The sequence below is a fragment of the Aerosakkonema sp. BLCC-F183 genome, assembly GCF_041929145.1.
Taxonomy (GTDB): domain Bacteria; phylum Cyanobacteriota; class Cyanobacteriia; order Cyanobacteriales; family Aerosakkonemataceae; genus Aerosakkonema.
On sequence record NZ_JBHFNU010000015.1, the window covers coordinates 139,543 to 160,154 of the forward strand.

Annotated in this window: 17 protein-coding genes and 1 pseudogene; 11 read left to right on the plus strand and 7 right to left on the minus strand. The window is 42.6% G+C overall.

Annotated elements, in window-relative coordinates:
- Window positions 1–58 precede the first annotated feature (58 nt).
- Window positions 59–1,960, minus strand: coding sequence for a sensor histidine kinase (locus ACE1CD_RS02940; protein ID WP_374821485.1), 1,902 nt, complete (start codon window positions 1,958–1,960; stop codon window positions 59–61).
- 687 nt (window positions 1,961–2,647) lie between these two features.
- On the opposite strand from ACE1CD_RS02940, the gene ACE1CD_RS02945 reads away from it, so the two are divergent.
- The 3 genes from ACE1CD_RS02945 to ACE1CD_RS02955 all read left to right on the plus strand — a co-directional run bounded on the left by ACE1CD_RS02945 (window position 2,648) and on the right by ACE1CD_RS02955 (window position 6,777).
- Entirely contained in the window at window positions 2,648–3,670 is a 1,023-nt protein-coding gene (locus ACE1CD_RS02945; protein WP_374789365.1) for a DUF2235 domain-containing protein, read from the plus strand.
- A gap of 69 nt (window positions 3,671–3,739) precedes the next feature.
- Complete coding sequence (locus tag ACE1CD_RS02950) at window positions 3,740–5,386, plus strand: peroxidase family protein (protein ID WP_374789364.1); 1,647 nt, start codon at window positions 3,740–3,742, stop codon at window positions 5,384–5,386.
- Window positions 5,387–5,577: 191 nt separating this feature from the next.
- On the plus strand, window positions 5,578–6,777 hold the full coding sequence (locus ACE1CD_RS02955; RefSeq protein WP_374789363.1) for a catalase: 1,200 nt from the start codon (window positions 5,578–5,580) through the stop codon (window positions 6,775–6,777).
- Window positions 6,778–6,895: 118 nt separating this feature from the next.
- On the opposite strand, the gene ACE1CD_RS02960 is transcribed toward ACE1CD_RS02955, so the two are convergent.
- The gene (locus ACE1CD_RS02960) at window positions 6,896–8,173 is read right to left on the minus strand and encodes a hypothetical protein (RefSeq protein WP_374789356.1); all 1,278 of its coding nucleotides are present in this window, start codon (window positions 8,171–8,173) and stop codon (window positions 6,896–6,898) included.
- Window positions 8,174–8,524: 351 nt separating this feature from the next.
- On the opposite strand from ACE1CD_RS02960, the gene ACE1CD_RS02965 reads away from it, so the two are divergent.
- Window positions 8,525–10,042, plus strand: a complete 1,518-nt coding sequence (locus tag ACE1CD_RS02965; RefSeq protein WP_374821488.1) for a DUF3370 domain-containing protein — start codon at window positions 8,525–8,527, stop codon at window positions 10,040–10,042.
- Between the two features lie 143 nt (window positions 10,043–10,185).
- Here ACE1CD_RS02965 and ACE1CD_RS02970 read toward each other — a convergent pair whose 3' ends face one another.
- The 4 genes from ACE1CD_RS02970 to ACE1CD_RS02985 all read right to left on the minus strand — a co-directional run bounded on the left by ACE1CD_RS02970 (window position 10,186) and on the right by ACE1CD_RS02985 (window position 13,644).
- A complete protein-coding gene (locus ACE1CD_RS02970; protein ID WP_374789354.1) occupies window positions 10,186–11,847 on the minus strand; it encodes an alpha-amylase family glycosyl hydrolase in 1,662 nt (553 codons plus the stop codon).
- A 161-nt stretch (window positions 11,848–12,008) separates the two neighbouring features.
- Window positions 12,009–12,845, minus strand: coding sequence for a CHAT domain-containing protein (locus tag ACE1CD_RS02975; protein ID WP_374789353.1), 837 nt, complete (start codon window positions 12,843–12,845; stop codon window positions 12,009–12,011).
- 294 nt (window positions 12,846–13,139) lie between these two features.
- Window positions 13,140–13,271 (minus strand): hypothetical protein, encoded by a 132-nt coding sequence (locus tag ACE1CD_RS02980; protein ID WP_374789352.1) that lies wholly within the window; start codon window positions 13,269–13,271, stop codon window positions 13,140–13,142.
- Between the two features lie 22 nt (window positions 13,272–13,293).
- Complete coding sequence (locus ACE1CD_RS02985) at window positions 13,294–13,644, minus strand: erythromycin esterase family protein (protein ID WP_374789351.1); 351 nt, start codon at window positions 13,642–13,644, stop codon at window positions 13,294–13,296.
- A gap of 99 nt (window positions 13,645–13,743) precedes the next feature.
- Here ACE1CD_RS02985 and ACE1CD_RS02990 point away from each other — a divergent pair, with 99 nt between their 5' ends.
- From ACE1CD_RS02990 to ACE1CD_RS03000, 3 genes are all read left to right on the plus strand, one after another.
- Window positions 13,744–14,016, plus strand: a complete 273-nt coding sequence (locus ACE1CD_RS02990; RefSeq protein ID WP_374821491.1) for a hypothetical protein — start codon at window positions 13,744–13,746, stop codon at window positions 14,014–14,016.
- 339 nt (window positions 14,017–14,355) lie between these two features.
- Window positions 14,356–15,090 (plus strand): DUF1003 domain-containing protein, encoded by a 735-nt coding sequence (locus ACE1CD_RS02995; protein WP_374789349.1) that lies wholly within the window; start codon window positions 14,356–14,358, stop codon window positions 15,088–15,090.
- 199 nt (window positions 15,091–15,289) lie between these two features.
- Window positions 15,290–15,712, plus strand: a complete 423-nt coding sequence (locus ACE1CD_RS03000; RefSeq protein ID WP_374789348.1) for a YidH family protein — start codon at window positions 15,290–15,292, stop codon at window positions 15,710–15,712.
- A gap of 11 nt (window positions 15,713–15,723) precedes the next feature.
- On the opposite strand, the gene ACE1CD_RS03005 is transcribed toward ACE1CD_RS03000, so the two are convergent.
- A complete protein-coding gene (locus ACE1CD_RS03005) occupies window positions 15,724–15,981 on the minus strand; it encodes a hypothetical protein (RefSeq protein ID WP_374789347.1) in 258 nt (85 codons plus the stop codon).
- 328 nt (window positions 15,982–16,309) lie between these two features.
- On the opposite strand from ACE1CD_RS03005, the pseudogene ACE1CD_RS03010 reads away from it, so the two are divergent.
- The 4 genes and pseudogenes from ACE1CD_RS03010 to pip form a co-directional block, all read left to right on the plus strand.
- Window positions 16,310–16,750: pseudogene (locus ACE1CD_RS03010) on the plus strand (hypothetical protein); the annotation flags it as partial.
- An 83-nt stretch (window positions 16,751–16,833) separates the two neighbouring features.
- Entirely contained in the window at window positions 16,834–17,658 is an 825-nt protein-coding gene (locus ACE1CD_RS03015) for a hypothetical protein (RefSeq protein WP_374821494.1), read from the plus strand.
- Between the two features lie 225 nt (window positions 17,659–17,883).
- Window positions 17,884–19,506 (plus strand): cyclic peptide export ABC transporter, encoded by a 1,623-nt coding sequence (locus tag ACE1CD_RS03020; RefSeq protein ID WP_374821497.1) that lies wholly within the window; start codon window positions 17,884–17,886, stop codon window positions 19,504–19,506.
- A gap of 87 nt (window positions 19,507–19,593) precedes the next feature.
- Window positions 19,594–20,541 carry a prolyl aminopeptidase gene (gene pip, locus ACE1CD_RS03025; protein WP_374789344.1) on the plus strand — a complete coding sequence of 316 codons (948 nt, stop codon included), beginning with the start codon at window positions 19,594–19,596 and terminating at the stop codon, window positions 20,539–20,541.
- Window positions 20,542–20,612: the final 71 nt, after the last annotated feature.

A 20,612-nucleotide genomic window follows, 5' to 3' on the forward strand; every position in this document is an offset into this window, starting at 1 on the left:
GCCAGTCTATGATTGCGGTACTTTTTGGAATACTCTTCTTGTCTGAGGTCTGGCTAGTTTAGCTTTGTCTGATGGGAATTTCAATCGCAAACTCCGCCCCTTTACCGGGTGTTGAAATGCAGTTTAGCTGGCCACCATGTTTTTCCACTACAATTTGATAGCTAATAGACAACCCCAAACCTGTGCCTTTACCTACTGGTTTAGTTGTAAAGAAAGGATCGAATAGTTTTTGACGCACTTCTTCTGTCATGCCGGGGCCATTGTCAGCAATGCTAATTGCGATCTGAGTGGAGTTGATTTTTTCAGTGCGAATCCGAATCTGGGGATTTTGGATTCGAGGTTTATCTGCTGCTGCTTTGCTTTTGGAATCGTCTGTTTGTTCGATGGCATCGATCGCATTAGTTAAGAGATTCATAAATACTTGGTTCAGCAACCCAGCGTAACACTCCACCAGGGGCAGTTCGCCATATTCTTTAATAACTTGAATGGGTGGACGATCTGGCTTAGCTTTTAATCTACTCTGCAAAATCAGTAGGGTGCTATCAATTCCTTCGTGAATGTTTACAAGTTTCTTTTCGGCTTCGTGCAGGCGAGAAAAGTTTCTTAAAGTAAGAACTATTTCCCGGATGCGTTCGGCACCTAACTTCATTGAAGTAAGCAGTTTGGCTAAATCTTCTATGAGAAAATCTAGTTCGATCGCTTGTAATTTTTGCTGAATTTCCGGCACGGGATGGGCATAGTGCTGTTGGTAAAGATGTACGAGAGCGAGTAAATCTTGGCAGTATTGATGAGCGTAATTGATATTGCCGTAAATAAAATTGATGGGATTGTTTATTTCATGAGCGACCCCCGCGATTAGCTGCCCTAAACTGGACATTTTTTCAGTTTGAATCAGTTGAGTTTGGGTTTGTTGCAGTTTTTGTAAAGCGAGTTCGAGTTGCTGGGATTTCTGTTTTTCCCTCTCTTCACTCTGCCGCAAAGCTTCTTCAGCTAGTTTGCGATCGGCAATTTCATTTTGCAATTCTTCATTAGTTTGGCTTAGCTGAGCCGTGCGCTCATTCACTCTATTTTCTAATTCTTCATTAGCTTCCTTTAGTGCTTTTTCTGCTCGATAACGCTGCCCGTCTATACTCCCAAGTTCTTTGGCATTCCACCAAATTAAAACCGCAAAAACGACAACATTCAATACCCCCAACAGGGATATTGCCATTTCAGCAGTGTAGACATTTGAGCGGTAGCCGGATAATATTAACCACCCCACAATTGGCGGAATAGCGATCGCAGTAGGGTACAAACGTCTAGCCATAATCCCGCCAGCATTATTGCTAGAGACAACAGCTATCAATCCTCTGCCCGGACGGGCAAACAAAATGCCGAAACATAGCAAAATGAATGCTATGGCTGTATGCAATGCCATAGCTGTATAAGCAGAACCTGCTTTGTAAAAGTAGGAATTGCCATAGATATAGCCTAATAAACCCAGGCTGGCAATTAAGAATGCTACTAAAGTAAATGAGTGTGCTAAAATATATTGCGGTATATTTAACAGTAGTAGAGCAGAGCCAAGCAAGAAAAAATTCAGAGCGGTATTGGGTGCCATCCGTCCTGGATATGCAGTGCCAACAGCGCTTGTATTGTCTTTGAAGAAAAGTTCGTCAATGCCAAAATTTAAGTTAAAACTATACTGAATTAATGTCAGCAGACCGATCGAAATAACTAAGCTGGCGCACGCAACAGCGGCGATACGTAAGTGGGGTAGCCTGGGGATATTTTTCAGCGCTCTATGCCACAACTGTAGGGACGTGCCACTTAAAATGAAGCAAATAGCTGTGTTGGTTTTCATGCTTACCAGTCCCGGTAATATGCTTTTGAGGATGGCAATATCAAAAATCCAACCAGCAATAACTACACAACCAATTAATAGTACAGTAGTAGCGGCTTTTCTGGAATAAGATTGCATTGCAGGTATTAAAGTAAATTTTTTATACAATTTTAGTGTTGGCTGGGACAGTTCCATATTCTAGCTCTCAAAAGGTTGCCCTTCTCTATTTAACAATAAAATCTGAAAAGTCTATGTTTCAAATTTTACAACATTCCAGTCAAAACAAAAGTGGTACGAGCAAATAGGCTGCCATACTATTTCCTCAAGATCTGCTGTCTCATCCATCAGAAAAGTTACTGTTCCTATTTTAAGTAAGAATTTATACTTTTTTTATTCCCGGATTTTAGCAATTGGAGTGAAAAGGATAACCAAAAAGCTAAAAAGTCAGTGCTGGGCTTGACCTGGACTGCTATACGAGAAAATCAGCTGAAGTGACTGTTATTACTTGTCCTTTTTTCGTTATTTTCCTACCTTTCCTACTTTTCCTACTTTTTTATATTGCCATCGGATTTGATTAATAAAAATTATTATTTCCAAGTTAAGATTGACATTGGAAAGACGGTAAAGTATAAATATTGTTTAGTAGAAAATTTTTGCTGATAAAAATAAATAAAAATCGTTGGGATATTATGACAAGTTTGGAGCATAAATTAGGAACAGTAACCTGACGCGATAGAAGCGCAATAATTGGCGATCGCGACGCAATTAAGCAATGACCGATTGTCGGTCGCTATTCAATTTCAAATTCTAGGAGAGAATGAAAAAATGAAACGTTTGATCGTTTGCTGTGATGGAACTTGGCAACAACTAAATAGTAGTTATCCAAGTAATATAGTTAAGCTTGCCCAGGCAGTGAAATCGAGAGGCAGTGACGGGGTTCCGCAGATCGTGTTTTATGACGAGGGAATTGGAGTAGAGAGTAACAAGATTTTGGGCGGAGCCACTGGACTGGGAATCGATCGAAATATACAAGATGCCTATCGTTTTCTTTCTTTCAACTATGAGCGCGGTGATGAAATCTATCTATTTGGGTTCAGTCGCGGTGCTTACACAGTCAGGAGTCTAGCGGGGATGATCTATTGCTCCGGTCTGCTAGATCGCCCTTATGTTACCAGAGCATCGGAAGCTTACGAGCTGTACCGTAACCGAGGTATTAAACCAAAGGATCGGGTAGCAAGGGATTACCGCGAAGAATACGGCGATCGCGTCCCCATCACTTTGCTTGGTTGTTTCGACACCGTGGGAGCGCTCGGTATTCCCGGTCTATCAGCCTTCAGGAAGTTTCACGATCAGTTTAATAAGAGGTACAGATTCCATGACACCACTTTAAATAAGTTGATTCAGAATGCGTTGCACGCTGTGGCGATCGACGAAGTTCGCGAAATCTTTGATGTTACGCCGATGAAGAAAAATCCTGATGCTGAGAGTCAGCAGGTTATTCAAGTTTGGTTTCCAGGTGAGCATGGCTGCGTCGGCGGTGGAACGGAAGAATACAGGGGGTTATCAGATGCCGCCTTACAATGGATGATCGATTCAACCCGTAACCTTGGATTGGGGCTGGAATTCGATATAAGTGCCATTCCCACAGGTATCAATCCGAATTATGAAATTGATTTTAAAAACGATCCTGGGTTCTTCAAATTGGCAGGGGTCAAGCTCCGCGAGGTTGGCGATACTATTGAAGAACTTCATGAAAGCACGATCGAGCGATTGAAAAAACGCCAAGACTATCGGCCTAAGAATCTGCAAAAAGTTCTCTCCAAAGTAATTGAAAATGTAGAAAAATGAAAAAATTATTTCTCAGACACGAACAGAAGAAGACGATCTAATCTACAACAATCAACAGGAAAAGCAATCATGGCAAGAGATACATCTAGAGATGGATTCAGCAACAAAGCATTAGCATATACCTTGACTCATTTCAAGCCAATTTGGGATTTAGTTCAAAGTTACGAGCCTCTGAAACGTAAACTCAACAAATTTTTTCTCAATAGTATCATTTATAAACTGCCGACTCGCCCGCTTCCCTATAGCTTAATGGGCTTAGATCCCAAAATTCCAGGGACAGATCTTCCCAAGAAAACTGATACCTATACCTCTTGGGATTCACTTACAGACAAGACTTATAGTGGGCGACATTTAGAGCCCCAACCAGAATTTAACGAAGAAGGGAATTTACCACCGCTGGACAAAGTAAAGACCTTATTCCAAAAAAGAGACGGAAAAACCATTTATTCGCAAAAATCGACTCTGCTCTTTCCCTATTGGGTGCAGTGGTTTACAGATAGTTTTCTGCGGATCGATCAGCAAAACCGCTTCAAAAATACCTCCAACCATCAGATTGATATGTGTAATGTTTACGGGTTGACCCGCAAACAAACAAATCTGATCAGATCTTTCAAAGACGGTAAATTTAAAACCCAAAAACTCAAGCGCCAAGATGGAGTAGAAGAAGAGTATCCACTCTTTTATTATGCCGATCCCGATCGGGGTATTGTCGATCCTCAATTTGAAGGTCTTTATCAACCAATTAATGATGAGAAAAGACAACCCCCCGACAAGAAAGCCAAGATATTTGCAATGGGAGTTGAACGGGCAAACGTCCAAATTGGCTATGTCATGCTCAACACTTTATGTATCAGGGAGCATAATCGAATTTGTGATGTTTTGTCCAAAAACTATCCAGATTGGGACGATGAGAGGCTCTTCCAAACCGCGAGAAATATTCTCATGGTGATTGTTCTCAATATCATCATGGAAGAGTACATTTTCCACATTACGCCTTATAATTTTAGGTTCTTTGCCGATCCTGAAGCTTTTACCAAGGAAAGTTGGTATCGAGAAAATTGGATGGCGATTGAGTTTAGTTTTGTCTATCGCTGGCATAGTGCGCTTCCTGAAAATTTTATCTATGACGGCAAAGAAACACCCATGTACGATTCCCTCTGGAATAATCAGATGTTAATCGATAAAGGGTTGGGTGCATTGATGGAAGAAACTTGTTCCCAACCAGGCACTAGGATTGGTTTGTTTAACACACCTGATTTTCCGATCGCAGGAACACCCTATACATTTATTGATGCTACCGAACTAGCATCTGTTAAACTCGGACGGCAGGCGCAGTTAGCCAGTTATAACGATTACCGCGAAATATGTGGTTATCCCAGGGTGACTGATTTCAATCAAATTACGGGTGACGAATACGCTCAACAGAAATTAAAAGAGCTGTACGGTCATGTTGATAAGATTGAATTCTTTGTCGGATTGTACGCCGAAGATGTGCGGGAAAATTCAGCAATTCCGCCTTTAGTAGCACGGATAATTGGCATTGATGCTTTCTCCCAAGCTTTAACTAATCCTTTGTTATCGCCTAAAGTCTTCAATAAGGAAACTTTTTCGGAGGTTGGTTGGGAAATTATCCAAAATACCAAAACCGTCTCTGATTTAGTGAATCGGAATGTTCCCCCAAGCGATCCCAAATACAAAGTCTCGTTCAATCTTTAAGTTGTAACTGACAACTAAGACGCAAAGTAGTTAGGGCGCAAACACACTTGCGCCCTCAAAAATGAGCAAGAAAAAGACAAATACTATCTTGCCAATCAGAAAATTCTACAGAACTTGGCTTGAAAAAGTAATCGCCTTCTTTATAACGCTTTGTGTAGAGCCTTTTTTAGCGATTAACCGAAGGTTTTGTGATGAACAAGAAGTTATTTACGGAATATCCCGAACAAGACGAACGCAAATACTACGATCTTCTGATTGAACAAGTCAGGATTCGGATGGATAATCTGTACAAGGATAAAGAGCGGGCGCTGCGAGATACCCATACCAAAAGCCATGCTGCTGTTAAAGGAATTCTCGAAATCTTTGACTTTGATGAGGAAGCGATTAAACGCGAATTGAGCGATCGCACCGCCCTAACTCCTTCCCAGGTTAAAGAGATTTCCATAAAGCAAGGCTTGCTCTCTTCACCCAAACAATATCCTGTTTGGCTGCGATTTGCTAACGGGGCTTTCCAAATAAAAAATGATTACGAGGCGGACACCCGCTCAATGGCAGTGAAAGTGATGGGGGTTGAAGGCGAAAGGCTTGAGCAAAGCTATGAGTCAAAAACCCAGGACATTATTGTTCACAATTCGGTGTTTTTCTTTGTTAAAACCATCCGAGACTACTATGGCTTTTTTTCTGCTGTCGTTGAGTCAAAAGAGGCAACAAAGAAGTGGCTTTTTCAACATCCCAGGCAATTCTTAGCACTCCTCAAGGGTACGAGCGAGGTTCCGAAAAGTTTACTGACACAGCGGTATTGGAGCAGTTCAGCCTCTGCTTTGGGTCTGCCGCCCGATTTCGACCCCGACCAGACGAGTGTCGTTCCGGTGGAATATCCGGCTGTGATTAAGTATGCGTTTACTCCTGTTTCACCCCAGCCACCCCACGATACGATTGCATTTCAGTCTCGACCGGGAATTCCTAAACTTCCTTTTGGCGATCGCGCTAAAGCTCTCGGCTTAGATCCGAATCAGCCGGACAATTACTACCGGGATGATATCATTCAATCCCTTGCGAAACCTGATGCTGAATACTGTTGGGAATTTGGGATTCAGTTCCAAGCCAGCCCAAATATGTCGATCGACGATACCACAATTCCCTGGAAGGAAAGAGAATCACCCTTCTTCACAGTAGGTCGTCTCATCGTCAAGCATCAAATCATTGATTTTGAGAAACAATACGATTTCTGTGAAAACCTGCGATTTTCTCCCTGGAACGGTCTAGCAGTCCATCGTCCGGTTGGTTGCATAAATCGGCTACGCGGTGTTGTTTACCCTGTTGTCGCCAATTATCGTCAAGAAAAACGAGGTATTGCCTACCAAGAACCAACAGGAGCAGAAACATTTTAAGGGAATAATTGTCAGCGACATCATTATAATCCCAAAAGGGAAAGACCAAAAAGAAAAAACTTTCCCTTTTAACTTTTTCAAGCGCAATAAGCAAAGAGTTTAATTGCTGATTTCGCTCTTACATTCCCCATTTAATTTGAGAAAAAATGCGATAGCTATCTCCATCAACAACAGGCCGATCGCCTGTTTTAACATTTTCCATATTAACCAAGTTGTAGCGGACATTTTCCATATAAATAGTTAAGATAATTTTAGAAATTTCTAAAAAATTTATTACCCACTGACATTCTTCTTGGCAATAAGATTCATAGTGCTGGATCGACTTAGCCATACAAACTTCTAAATGAGTGCGGGTTGACGGGCAAATTAGCAGAATTTTGAGTATCAGAATTGCCAACGTAAGAGGATTACCTTGTGAAGCTAACGAAACAAACATCGCCCCAGGCTCTCCATCTCTTTCTGTAGTTAAATATTCAATGACACGATTGCAAGTTTTGAGCAATAAAGAGTTATTCAGCACTTCTTTGTTAGAGCTTGGATAAAGAACTTCAAATTTTTTCCCTAGCTCTGTTTTTAGGGTTTCTACCAATCCTTGGTTGTCTAGATCGAATCCTAAATATTTTAGCAGGCTTTGCTTAAAATCTTTGTAGCAAAGTTCTTGAGTTTGTTGGACAAAAATATTGGCTAAGTTTGCGTAGCTAAACGGGCCGCGTTTTGCTACAACTTTCTTGATTAAACGCAAAGCTTCATCACCGAGCGCGGTTGGGTTTTGGATTCGCTTATAGTTGAACGCCGCAGATTCAGAATGCGCTGTGTACATTGCCAAATCGAACTTGAACTGCTCTTGCAGTTGCTTTGCAAGTCCTTGTGCAGCTTGGCGCTGTTCTGGCAAATTTTTGGAGTTGGCATACTGAGGAGCTAATAAATAAGAAGTGTAGCGATTCTTCCAGTGGTCTTTTTCCCGGTTGTCATATTTAGAGACAAATAATTTCAGTTCTTGGTAATCTTCGCTATTAAGAAAATTGCTGAGCCAAGCTTTGACAGTTTTTCCTATAGGAAATATTATTTTATGGCTGCTTGAAGAATTAGAAAGCAGTTCAATAAGTTCGTGGGCTGGCTTGTATTTCCTTCCGAAAATCCAGTTATTAAGAAGAATATAAATACTGCGTTTCAATGTATTTTTATATTCTAGTTCTTGTTTAGATAAGATAATTTCTTTAAGTGCTTGTTGAATTTCCGAACCAGTTAAATTGGTCGGATTAATAAATAAACGTTCAAATTCAGATAAAACTAACTCAGGTGACCATTTTTTAACAATTTCTAAAAAAAACTGGCAAATTATTTCCTGGGGTGAAGGACGGTTTGGTTCTGAAGGCTGCGTTTGACGAGTGTCCAAGGGGACACGGCTGTATGTTGAAGTCCTGGGAACTGTTGAGTGGTTAGTTGTGACTGGAGGTATAAAGCTTTGGGACGGCATAACCCTGGCGAAAGTTCTTAGTTTTAAATGTAATCTTTTTATATAGACTACCTCGTGATTGGCGACTTTAATAGAGTATGACAGTCGCCCCACGACTTGGTGAGGTAAACTGGGCGATCGCTGTGACCCCAATCACAAGGGGGAGCGACCCCACCCCCGACCGCTACCTGTCTACCGGGAGGCGGATGAAGTTCAATGTCTGTTAAGTGCCGTATATTCAAAGTAAACTATTAGACATCTCCTCCAAAAGAATCTCAAAGGGCAGGCAGGATGCCTACCCCACAAGAATTTTTGGAGATGTCTATTGACAACTGCCACAATGAGGCGATCGCTACCAGTAGTATGGCTAAGAAAACTATACGTCTTCCTATAATTTCCATCCTATTTGTTCTGATTGCAGGTACGGGCGGCTACTGGTTATTTTGGAAAAAATCTGCACCTTCGCCCGAAAGTTTAAGCTTAGCCCAAGAGATACCAACACCAAAGCCAACGCCTCAAATTATCGTTCAACCTCAGCAAGTGAAGGCTTTGCCTGGAGGCTTGGATACGGTGCCAATGTTTAACAGCAATAGTCCGGAATGGTTGAAGACTGAGGGAATTTTACTTTCTACTTTTCCACCCACAGGAAAAGCTACTGCTCTGGCGCACCTCAACTTTCCATTTCAGGGAAGATTTGATATTTTTGTACATCACCAAACTATCAATCCCAAGGATTTGCAGACATATTATTTAGGCGTAATTCTGCATAATCCCGGTTCTCAACCGATTACCGTAGATGTGTTACAAGCGGCAACTTATTTAACTCAAGATTCTCCGTATATTAAACTGCCGTATTATGTGGAAAATACCGATAATAGTGTGTATGCCGGTCCGGGCGATCGCGCTGTACATGATGTACTTCAAGGTAAACGACAAGCAGATTTCCCCGCCAAATTAATTATTCCAGCCCGTCAAAGCGCGATGTTGATGAATCTTCCTATGCCGGTGCGAAATTTTGAAAAGCCGCAAAACGGTCGGTCAGCGTTAATTCGATTGCGTAGTAGCAGTAAGGTTTATGCAGCTAGTTTGGCGATGTTTGCTAAACAAAATCCCGATGGTACGGAACGCGCTCCCACTTTAGCAGAATGGCAAGCACTTTTAGATACAGGTAATTTAGCAGGCCCGCGAGATAAAACTCCCACTCCTCCAAACCAAGTTGGCGGTCAATTGATTTACGGTCGCGTTGCTGGCGTGGCGCAAGGTTCTGTATGGAAAGCGTTGATAGTCGATCGTCCTGACGCAAAAGATTTTACTATTCCCCAGCGCGGTCAAGCTATTTCTTATGCTATCAATACTCTGCGCGGTGGAAAGTTAGGCACGGAGCAAATTCAAACGGCGAAAATGCTGGTGCGCTATCCAGATACAGCTTATGAAGCGCACGGTAATTACGCGATTGAATACAATATTAATTTGCCTCTTTATAACGCTACGAAGGAAACCCAGACTGTTAGTTTAACTTTGGAAACTCCTTTGAAGGAAGACAGGTTGAGTCAAGGGGGATTAATTTTCCAAAATCCCTCTTATGGTTTTCCTTGGTTTAGAGGTAGCGTGCGGTTGCGGTATAAAGATGACTCAGGTCAACAAGTGACTCGCTACGTGCATTTGTGGCAACCAATGGGTGAGGTTTTGCAACCTTTGCTATCCCTCGTAATGCCAGCAGGCGATCGCAGAACTGTGCAATTAGATTTTATTTATCCACCAGATTCGACGCCGCCGCAAGTGCTGACGATTAAAACTGCACAGAATTAACCCCACCCCCAACCCCTCCCCGTTCACGGGGAGGGGGGCCAGAATGCACCGAGGCTCCATCTTTCCATCTCCGCTGGCGGGGAGGGGCGCATTTCTCCCCCATCTCCGCAGGCGGAGAGGGGGGCCGGGGGGGGTGAGGTGGATTAACCCAAAACGAAAACTTTTGCTTCGTATTCAGCTAGAGTGATAACTAAGCGATCGTCTTTCGATTCAACATCATAATTATTCGTCCATTCGTGCCAAGTTCCGTTCGCGGGAAAGTTGGGAATTTCGTAGTTTTCTAGATGTTTATCTGAGAAATTTGCTACAACAACAACCCTCGACCCTTCATCATTCCAACGCACGTAAGCAAATACTTTTGCTTCTGGATTTTCGTGAAAAAATTCGATGTTGGCTGTTTGGAGGGCAGGATTTTGTTTTCGCAGGGTAATTAAACCTTTGAAATACTCAAATAAATTGCGATTGCGGTCATTTTTTAACAAAGACCATTTGAGAGGGTTGCTATGCTCTAAAGTTATGGGAGTGTATTCGCCAAATTCTTCACCCATGCGGATCGTGGGCACTCCAACAGCCGTCATTAAGATCGCAACTCCCAACTTGACACGCCCAAATGCAGCCGCATCGAAAATGTTGCGCTCGCCTAAATTTTCCAACAGGCGCTTTTGGTCGTGATTGCTGATATAATTAATCACCTTTGTAACGCCTTCTGGGTACTCCTGCCGCTTGGGATCTAAAACTTTCTTCAGTTCCTCTTCTAGCTCGAACTTATCGCCAAAAAGATGCGGTATTATAAAATGGAAGAAACTGTCGTGCCAGCAGCCATCCATCGGGCCTTTTGGAGCTACCATATCAACATTTTCTGGAACGTGTTCGCCAATGTTGTAAAAAGGTTTAGATCCCGCTGTCTTTTTCGCTTCTTGAGTTAGCCAATGCAGGAATTCCGGGTTATCCAATTGCTTTAATGCGTCGTAGCGAATGCCGTCAATATGGTATTCTTGAATCCAGAAACGCACCACATCGCCCATAAACTCTTTGGCAGGACAAATATTGCGCTTTTCGTCCCAGTATTCATAGTTAAATTCTGGCCCCCAATAATACTCGTCTTCGGGATGGTGGCGGTCGTGATAGTACCAGTAATCGCGGTCAATTTTTTGTAACGGACATTCTTCTGATGAGTGGTTATAAAGTTGGTCTAAAATAACGCGAATCCCTCTACCGTGGCATTCATCAATTAACCGCTTCAAATCTTCGGTTGAACCGTAGTTAGGTTGTGGGGCAAAGTAGTATTCTGGACTATAACCCCAACTGTAATCCGTGGGATTTTTGTTGACGGGCATTAGTTCGATCGCATTTATCCCTAACTCGCACAAATAATCCAATTTTTCGATAACATCTTTGTATTGTCCGTGTTTGTTTGGGTCATCCTCACCCCCCGAAAAATCCGCAATAAATAGCTCGTAAATAACTAAGTTACTATCCCCAGGCAGCGGTTTATCGTCGTGCTGCCAAACATAAGTATCAACAATCTTTTCACCTTCTTTAATTCGCACTATTCCATTTCCTGTAGCTGGATCGATCGCAGTTACATAGGGGTCATTTACTTCTACCCATTGTTCCTGTTCACCACCAGGAAGCTGGACTCGAAATTTATATTGATAAATGCCATCATCTAATGCAATTTTTGCCCGAAAATAACCGTTATCGTCTTTTTCCATCGAAATTTCTTCCCAATTGGAAAAAGAACCCTTCAGTTTAGCCTCTTTGTGATTGGGAGCTAATAATTTAAATTCAATTAAAGCGGGCATAATACTCCTGTATTAGCAGAAAGTTACACTAAATTATGCTAAGTTTTTAAAACCGCTAATTGCATCTTTCGCTAAGGTGGTTTTTACTTAATCTTTGCCTCTATCTAAAGCAAGATATTTTTTTGGAAAAATTGTGTATTTTAGAATACAAACAGCCTATTCTACTTCCACTCGCCTTGCACAACAAAAGCTGCCCAATAATAAGGTGCTTTCCATTGTTCAGATTGCCACATCTCCAATTGCGCCGCTCGCATTGCCGCTACCGAATTTAACCCTTTTTCTAACATTTGTTGATAAAATCTTTTCATCACTTCCGATGTTGACAAATCGTTGACTTTCCACAAACTCACCGCCACATCTTTTGCACCCGCATACATAAAGCCTCTTGTCAAGCCAATCAGTCCTTCTCCTTTAATATCTTTACCGAGTCCTGTTTCGCAAGCACTGAGGACGACAAGTTCAACGGGTAAGTTGAGGTTGAAAATATCGCCCAAACGCAGAAAACCATCTTCATCTTCGCCTTTTTCATTGACGAGGGATAACACGACACCGGATAATTCTGGTCGGGCGCTGTTGACTAAGCCGTGGGTGGCGAAATGAACGATGCGATACTGGGAAAGGTTGGCATTGGTGGCAGTGGGACGAGAAGCGAGGAAGTCAAAAGCTGAGGTGCGTTGATTTTCGGGGACGAGGGCGAGAATTGCTTCGGCTTCTTTGCGAGTGTATTGGAGGCGATCGAGTATAATACCGATATCAGAAATCGACCTAGTTAATGCAGTAGAATCAGGTGCGTTAGTTTGAGATTCAGAAGCATTTGAGAAACGAGCATCTTTCCGACTAAAAACTGGGTCGGCAATAACGGCGAGAGTTTTTGGTGCGGGAGTACGATTTGCTACGTCTTTTCGCAAGATGGCGATGGTGGAAGCGGAAGGCAGAGTTACTATTTCATTTTGAACTAATAAAGGCGTGTAATAATTCGATGGGTTTGTATCTGCCACTTGTTTTGTATTAAATGATAAGGTTAGGAAATTTGTAGGGGTGAAGCATTCGGGCAACAATTTTTTGGGTAATCCGAGATTAAAATATCCGAATGCTTCACCCTCCGTGTTGTAAACGACGGGCGAATCTGTACAGGCGAAATATTCGGATTGAAAAATTTTGGTCGAGTGACAAGAATTATGAATAAACCCAACTTACAAAGAAATCGCGCAAAAAAACCTTGAATAAGACAAACCCGGTTTCTTCAATAAACCGGGTTTTTATCCTAAACTTCATGCAACTAAAAAACCGCTTTACGCTTCGGGAAAATCGTCGGGGTTCAATTCTTGATTCGACACATCGCTGGGGCTGGATGGCATTACATCAAGTGTTTGTTCTTCTCCTTCGGGAAAATCATCGGGATTCAATTCTGCACTATCCTGCATAGTGTGTTTGATAATTGTGCAGTCAGCGCGATCGCGTTCCTGTTCTCGATCTGTATCTGCTGGCTGTCTTTGGCCGATATTCGCTGGTGCTATCCTCACCGATACCCCACACGTAGCGATTAACACGATAAGCATCCGGCCAATCAGCTTCGATCGCCACAGATGAAAAGCCTTTTTCTTGAATTAACCGCTTGGTGATTTCGGCTCGTTCTCGATAAAATTCGTCAGTGCCGTGGGATGCCTCACCGATGACGACAAAGCGAGCATCACCGATGATATCCATTAATAAATCCCAGTCAGAGGCGTCACCTGTAAGCGGGTGGGCAACCTGACGCACTGCATCGACGAGTTTAGTCTGAGTCGCTTGGGGCATGGCGAAAGCCCTCCTGACAAAATTTGCTGCTCGATCCGATCGCCGCCTTCAACGTAGCTATGAGTTTTTCTGAAAACGTCTATCGAAGGAAAGGGAGTTATGACTTATTGGCCTTTAACTAATTTTTTCTTGATATCCGGCTTAGTTTTCTTGATAATTGCTGTTATTGGGCAAGCTAAGCTGGGTTTTGCCGAAATTAATCCCGGAGGATGCGGGCGCTTGCTCGCTTTCATTATCGGTGTTTCTAGCTTGATAGTGGCTCTTTTCTTAAGTATCTTTCCTGTGGAAACGCTTGAGGCGATCGTCACCTCTTTGGCCCAGCAAATTCAACAAAACCTACCCAATTTGACCCAATTCAAACTTCCGTCCTAAGCTGTCACGCATCTAAATTAGTTATTGAGATTGCAGGGGGGCAGGGGGGCTTTCGGAGCAGGGGAGAGGATTAGAGCTACTTCTTCTGTTTCCCAATCATCAAATTTAAATGCCCAACAGCTTAACTGTGAAAGGCTTTCTGAAAGCCCCTCTCCTGGCAGGGGAGGGGTCTAACGCGGCATTCATTAATAAATCACTTTTATTTATCAAATTCACAAAAAAGAATATTTGCTTTTATCCATGCAGCAAAGTAGATTTAAGTTGTAAGGCAAGGAATGAATTGTAGAAACGTCCTCAATCATCGATTGCCAGGAAACTTTAGTTTTGTTGAGGTGTGCTATGAAACCTGCAAACCACTCTTCCAGCGCTGCGAATACAGAAAAACTTTCCCAACCCCAAACCCTACGGCAACTAAAACAACTGCCACCAAAACCCGATGAAGGAAAATTGACTCGCGGGCAGCGAATTGCCGATGCGATGGCAACTAAAGTGGGTTCTTGGACATTTCTGATCGGGCAAAGTGTGGTTCTGGCAGGGTGGGTGGGTACAAACCTTATGCCCGGAGTTCCCCACTGGGATGAGCAACCATTTATTTTGCTCAACTTAGTATTTTCCTTTGCATCTGCTTATACCGCACCCATCGTCTTGATGAGTCAAAATCGTCAGTCTGATACAGATCGGAAAAATGCAGAGCATGACCGCGAAGTAAATATGAAAACTATGCACGACCTGGAATTGCTGCACGAAAAACTCGATGAGTTGCGTGCAACCCAGCTACAAGAACTGGTACAAATCCTCAAGCAGCAACAGCAATCTCGCGAAGAAATCAAACTTACTGTAGCGCCAGAAAAGGCACCTCAACCTGTTAGCAGTGAAAAATCCGTAAATAGTCCAGCGCCCAGTGTTCTTCTTCCTACAGTCTTTGGTGCTATGGTAGAACCCAATGTCCTTCCTCAAAGCGAATTTGGCGATCTATTTTCCAACAATCAACTCTTCAACCAAAACCAAGCGACGTGGGATAACACAAAACTCTTAATCCGTCCTTATGTTAATGAGAGCAAGCCAAATGCTTAGTCAGATCGCGCCCTGAGAGTCTTAAAGTTAGCCTACTCGCTACATAACTAGGTACAACTCCAAACTCTCATTGCATCTGCATCCATCTCTCCTTTCTCCTTTTTTATGGTGAAAAATTACAGCCTGTTGACTGATTTATGGTTATTCATTATCTTAATAAGAGACACTGGGCGATCCAATATAAATAATATTGAGAGCGATGCAGTTATTTTCTAAGTTCAACAAACAGAATACAGAGAAGCCAAAGCGAAGAAATGAGTCGCGGGTAAGGGAACACTTGGCAAACGAACGCACGTACCTGGCTTGGATGCGGACTGCGATCGCGCTCATGGGATTCGGGGTCGTCATCGTGCGCCTTCGCCCTTTCCACCCACCCATGTTACCTCAGCCCGGTAATGGCTGGAAAATCGGTTTAGTTTTCTCTCTTGTCGGTTTGGTCACAGTTTTGCTTTCCACTCAACACTATTTTGTGGTTCGCCGGGACATTGATGAAGACACCTACGAACCAGCAGACCGTTGGGTAATTCTTTTGAGTATGGCGGTAACGCTCTTGGGGGCTGGAGTAATTTATTTTGTTTTCTCAAGTACTTTAAACCTTAACAGTTTGCTCGTACCTGAATAGTTATTAAAAATTCAACTGCTACTTTCATCTTCACTTTGAGATGGAATGTCAATTCCTAGTGCCTTCTTGCTTTGCTCCAGTTGTTCCCAGAGGTATTTGATTTGTTCGTAAGCATCATCTGGTGGAAGCTTACCTGAAGTTTCTAAGTTGCAGATGTAGCTAATTTTATGAGCAAACTCCTGTAGATTAGCGTTAAATACTAAATGCTGCGGCGTGAACCGACCGCGATAGCGTTTGCGAGGGTAAATAAAGTCTGAACGATCGGGCATTGTCATCTCCTTCTCAGACCTACTACTAGACTATAATCGCTTTTTACCCATCAAAGCAAGTGTTGTTTTTATTTAAATCAATAACTAAAAGTTATTTTACTCTGCTCCAGACTGCACTTGAGCCTGCGGGCAAGCCGAATATTCCCGAGCGAAAATCATTTTCAAAAACATCTGTCCCAGGTAAGGTACATCAGGTCGTATTTATGGTTACTGCACCAAAGTGGGGCAACCAGCGTGGCTTGAGTGCAAGCCACAAAGGCAGAAATTAAATCTTTCTTTAGAAAAAGGGGCTTTCAGAATATTCATAATAAGTATTAAAATACGGTAAATCTATAGAAATACCGGTATTACAGACAAAATCAACGCGGTTCGTGGAGGGATGCAAATACAGAATGAGGTGAGCATTGATGGTGGAGCTGTAGGTTATCCTCTCCATCAAGCAGTAGCAGAAGAATTTGAAAAAGTTAAAGGTAATGCTCAAGTTAGCGTTGCTTCTGCCGCTATCTACTTAGCTGAATATGCTTCGCCCAAGTTGGCAGCTATTTTACGCCCAGCCGTATAATTGCTAGCGGGAGTGCCTACAGTTGTCTACGGTTACTTCGCTCTCTTATTTGTAACTCCAGTTCTACGGGCTTTTCTTCCCTTAGAAATATTTAACGCTTTGAGCGCAGGGCTGATGATGGGAATAATGATAACTCCTACAGTAGGTTCTATTAGCTTAGACGCCATCCAAGCTGTGCCTCGCTCTTTGCGAGAAGGAGCTTACGCAAATTCTAGTTTCCAGTAAGTTATGATTCTTTGAACATAGCAAAGTAAGGTTTTCAAGTAGTTGTATAACTTCAAGGAAAAAAGATGAAACTCTTCCAGTCTGTTTTGATTTTCTTAATACTGTTGGTGAATCTACTGTTCGTTTCACCATCATTCGCCGGACAAAAACAAAAAGCGAATTTGGCCGATAATCCTGATTATATAGAGGTGAATCAAGCTATTGAGAAGCTCTCGGTTTTGAAGAATACGCCTACTCAAGAAGAGGGCTATAACCCAGAAAAAATTGAAAACCAACTCGCTCAGTTAGAGTTCCAAAAATATACTTTGGAGTCGGGAATAACCAGGAGTCAATGTCTAAATCAGACAGGAAAAACTCTAGCTGTATATGGCTCCAACAAAAAAAAGTCCGGCAGTTCTTATGACAGCGAGCTTTACTTTTTAGCTGATGGCCAACAAACGAAAAAGAAGTGGGATTGTGATGGATTTTATATTCCCAACGATCTAACTGCAACAGATTTAAGCGTTAAAGGACAAAACCAACAAACAGCGAGTGGTGTTGCTATCAAAATACCTGATGGCACTCTGGCAGTTATAAGCACAAATCCAGCTACGGGCGCAATTGAATTTAACGTTCCTTTAGCTAAAGTTGTCAAAGCAGGTGAAGTTAACTGGTTTATACCAAATGTGTCGCAGGCATTCCTAGACACACGAGTTCCAAATGCACCCGCTACCAAAATAGCTGAGAAAAATCGGTTAATTCCGGAACAAAATCCGCAGAAAGACGCTGTTGAATCTAAGCAGACGCCAAAAACAGAGCCACAAGCTCAGCCACAAGCTCAGCCGCAAACTCAGCCGCAAACTCAGCCACAAGCAACAGCGCCGAGACCGGGCTTTTACAGCAAATTCTGATAAGTTAAGCCAGACAAGGCTTTAGAGCTTTAAAAACACGAACAGCCAGAGAAGCAAATAAGCGGTTCTCTGGCTGGTTTTATTTTTATCTGCGAACTGGACACCTACTGACGAAATTGTGAGCATTTTTACTTAGAATACGATCAGCCTCGACCGTCTCACTGATTTGTGAAGCTAGGCGATCGTCAGCACCTTGGGAACTGGAAAAAGACTAAGCAGGTTGAAATGAACGTTATCTATCTTCTTATCCGCTCTTCTTGGAGACTTGTAGCGATCGCAGTCTTCACCGGTTTGCTCAGCGGCGCTTGCAGCGCTCGTCTGATCGCCACAATCAATAGTAGCGTCAGTGGCGATCGAACGCAAATCTGGAGTTTTGCCGCACTAGCGCTGGTAGTACTCGTCGCTGGTATGGCTTCCCAACTTTTGTTGATCCGCCTTTCCCAAGGAGTAATATTCGACCTGCAAATACGCTTGAGTCGCAGAATTTTATCTGCATCTTTACGTCACTTGGAACAACTGGGTGCGCCTCGTCTTTTGGCAACACTGACAGAAGATGTGCAAGCGCTTTCCAACACAGTCTTTGTGATTCCCTTTCTCTGCATCGATTTTGCCATAGTAGTTGGCTGTGCGATCTATCTCGGCTGGCTTTCCTGGGTAGCTTTACTGCTGATGCTAGTCTTTATATTTGCAGCTATAGTATCGGTGAAATTCCTGTTAAAAAAAGCCACTTATTTCTTCACTCTTGCTCGCGAAGAACAAGATTTACTTTTTAAACAATTTCGCGCTATCACTGAAGGTATCAAAGAATTAAAGCTGAACCAACAACGCCGCCAAGCATTCTTAACAAACGAACTCCAGCCAGCCGCCAAAGCTGCGCGAGATTACAAAGTTGTCAGCCTAACGATTCTCTCTGTTGCTTCTAATGGAGGTCAAATTCTCTTTTTCATAGCGATCGGGTTGTTGCTTTTTGTGATTCCCAGATTGACAGCAGTTAGTAATCCAGTTCTATCCGGCTATATTCTCACTCTCACTTATTTAATGGGCCCGGTGAAGAATATTATGGATATGCTGCCCAATTTGAGCAGAGCTAGCGTTGCTTTAAGAAAAATTGAGACTTTAGGTTTATCGTTAGCTGCTGAATCCGAATCAATTTCAGAGTCAATTGTTCAGAGCGATTTAAACCAAAGTTGGCAGCACTTAGAATTGCTGGGAGTTACGCACGCTTACCGAGGCGGAGAAAAGGAAGAACACAATTTTATTATCGGGCCGATCGATCTGGCTTTCCAACCAGGAGAACTGGTGTTTTTAGTGGGCGGAAATGGCAGCGGTAAATCGACGTTGGCTAAACTAATTACCGGACTTTACATTCCTGAAGAAGGCGAAATTCGCATCGACGGTAAGCCGATTACCAATCAGAATCGAGAATGGTATCGCCAGTTATTTTCAGTCATATTTTATGATTTTTATCTGTTTGAAACTTTGCTGGGTTTGGACAATGCTGATGTTGAGAGTAAAGTAAAAGATTACTTGATAAAACTGCAAATAGACCATAAAGTTCAGGTAAAAGATGGTGTACTTTCCACCACTGCTTTATCGCAAGGACAACGCAAGCGTCTGGCTTTGCTGACTGCATATTTGGAAGACCGTCCTATCTATTTATTTGATGAATGGGCATCAGACCAAGACCCGGTTTTCAAAGAAATTTTCTACACTCAGCTATTGCCAGAACTGAAAAGTAGAGGTAAAACCGTGTTGGTTATTAGCCACGACGATCGATATTTTTATCAAGGCGATCGCATCATCAAACTCGATTACGGCAAAATCCAATACGACAAACACTTGCACTAATTTTAGGGTGGGCATTGCCCACCACATTTAGATTACAATACTATTGAACAAATCGACCAATTCTTAAAAATTGTAGAGACTCTGTAAATGCGAGAACTGTATCCTCCTATCCAACCTTACAAACAAGGAAAATTACAAGTTTCTGACATCCATACAATCCATTTTGAAGAATCGGGCAACCCGGAAGGAAAGCCGATCGTATTGCTGCACGGTGGGCCAGGTGGTGGATGTCCGCCCTTTTATAGACAATATTTCAATCCAGAAAAATGGCGCTTGGTGATGTTCGATCAACGCGGTTGCGGTAAAAGTACACCTCATGCCGAATTGCGCGAAAATACCACTTGGGATTTAGTCAGCGACATTGAAAAACTGCGCGAACATTTAGGTATTGAAAAATGGGTTGTTTTCGGTGGCAGTTGGGGAAGTACTCTCACATTGGCATACAGCGAAACTCATCCAGAAAAATGTAAAGGATTGATCCTGCGTGGCATATTTATGCTGAGAGAAAAAGAACTGCGTTGGTTCTATCAAGAAGGAGCTAGCTATCTATTTCCCGATGCTTGGGAGGAGTATCTCAAACCAATTCCTCCCGAAGAAAGAAACGATATGATATCAGCTTACTACAAACGTTTGACCAGTGCAGACGCGCAGATTAGAATGGCAGCTGCTCGTGCTTGGTCAATTTGGGAAGGTAGCACAAGTACACTTCTGCAAGACCCAAATATAATGCAGAGATTTGGTGAGAGTACATTTGCGGAAGCGTTTGCCAGAATTGAGTGCCATTACTTTATAAATAAGGGATTTTTTGAAACGGAAGGGCAGTTACTTTTGAATGTCGATCGCATTCGCCACCTTCCGGCAGTAATCGTTCAAGGACGCTACGATATCCCCTGTCCGATGGTAACAGCTTGGGAACTGCATAAAGCTTGGTCGGAAGCCGAATTTATTGTTGTTCCCGATGCGGGACATTCGATGAGCGAAGCGGGAATTCGCAGCGCTTTGATAGTAGCAACAGACAAGTTTGCCAGTTTATAATTAATAAAAAATCAGCTAATTTTATAGGGTGCATTACACTGCGTTAGTTCACCCTATAAAAGCTTATCCGG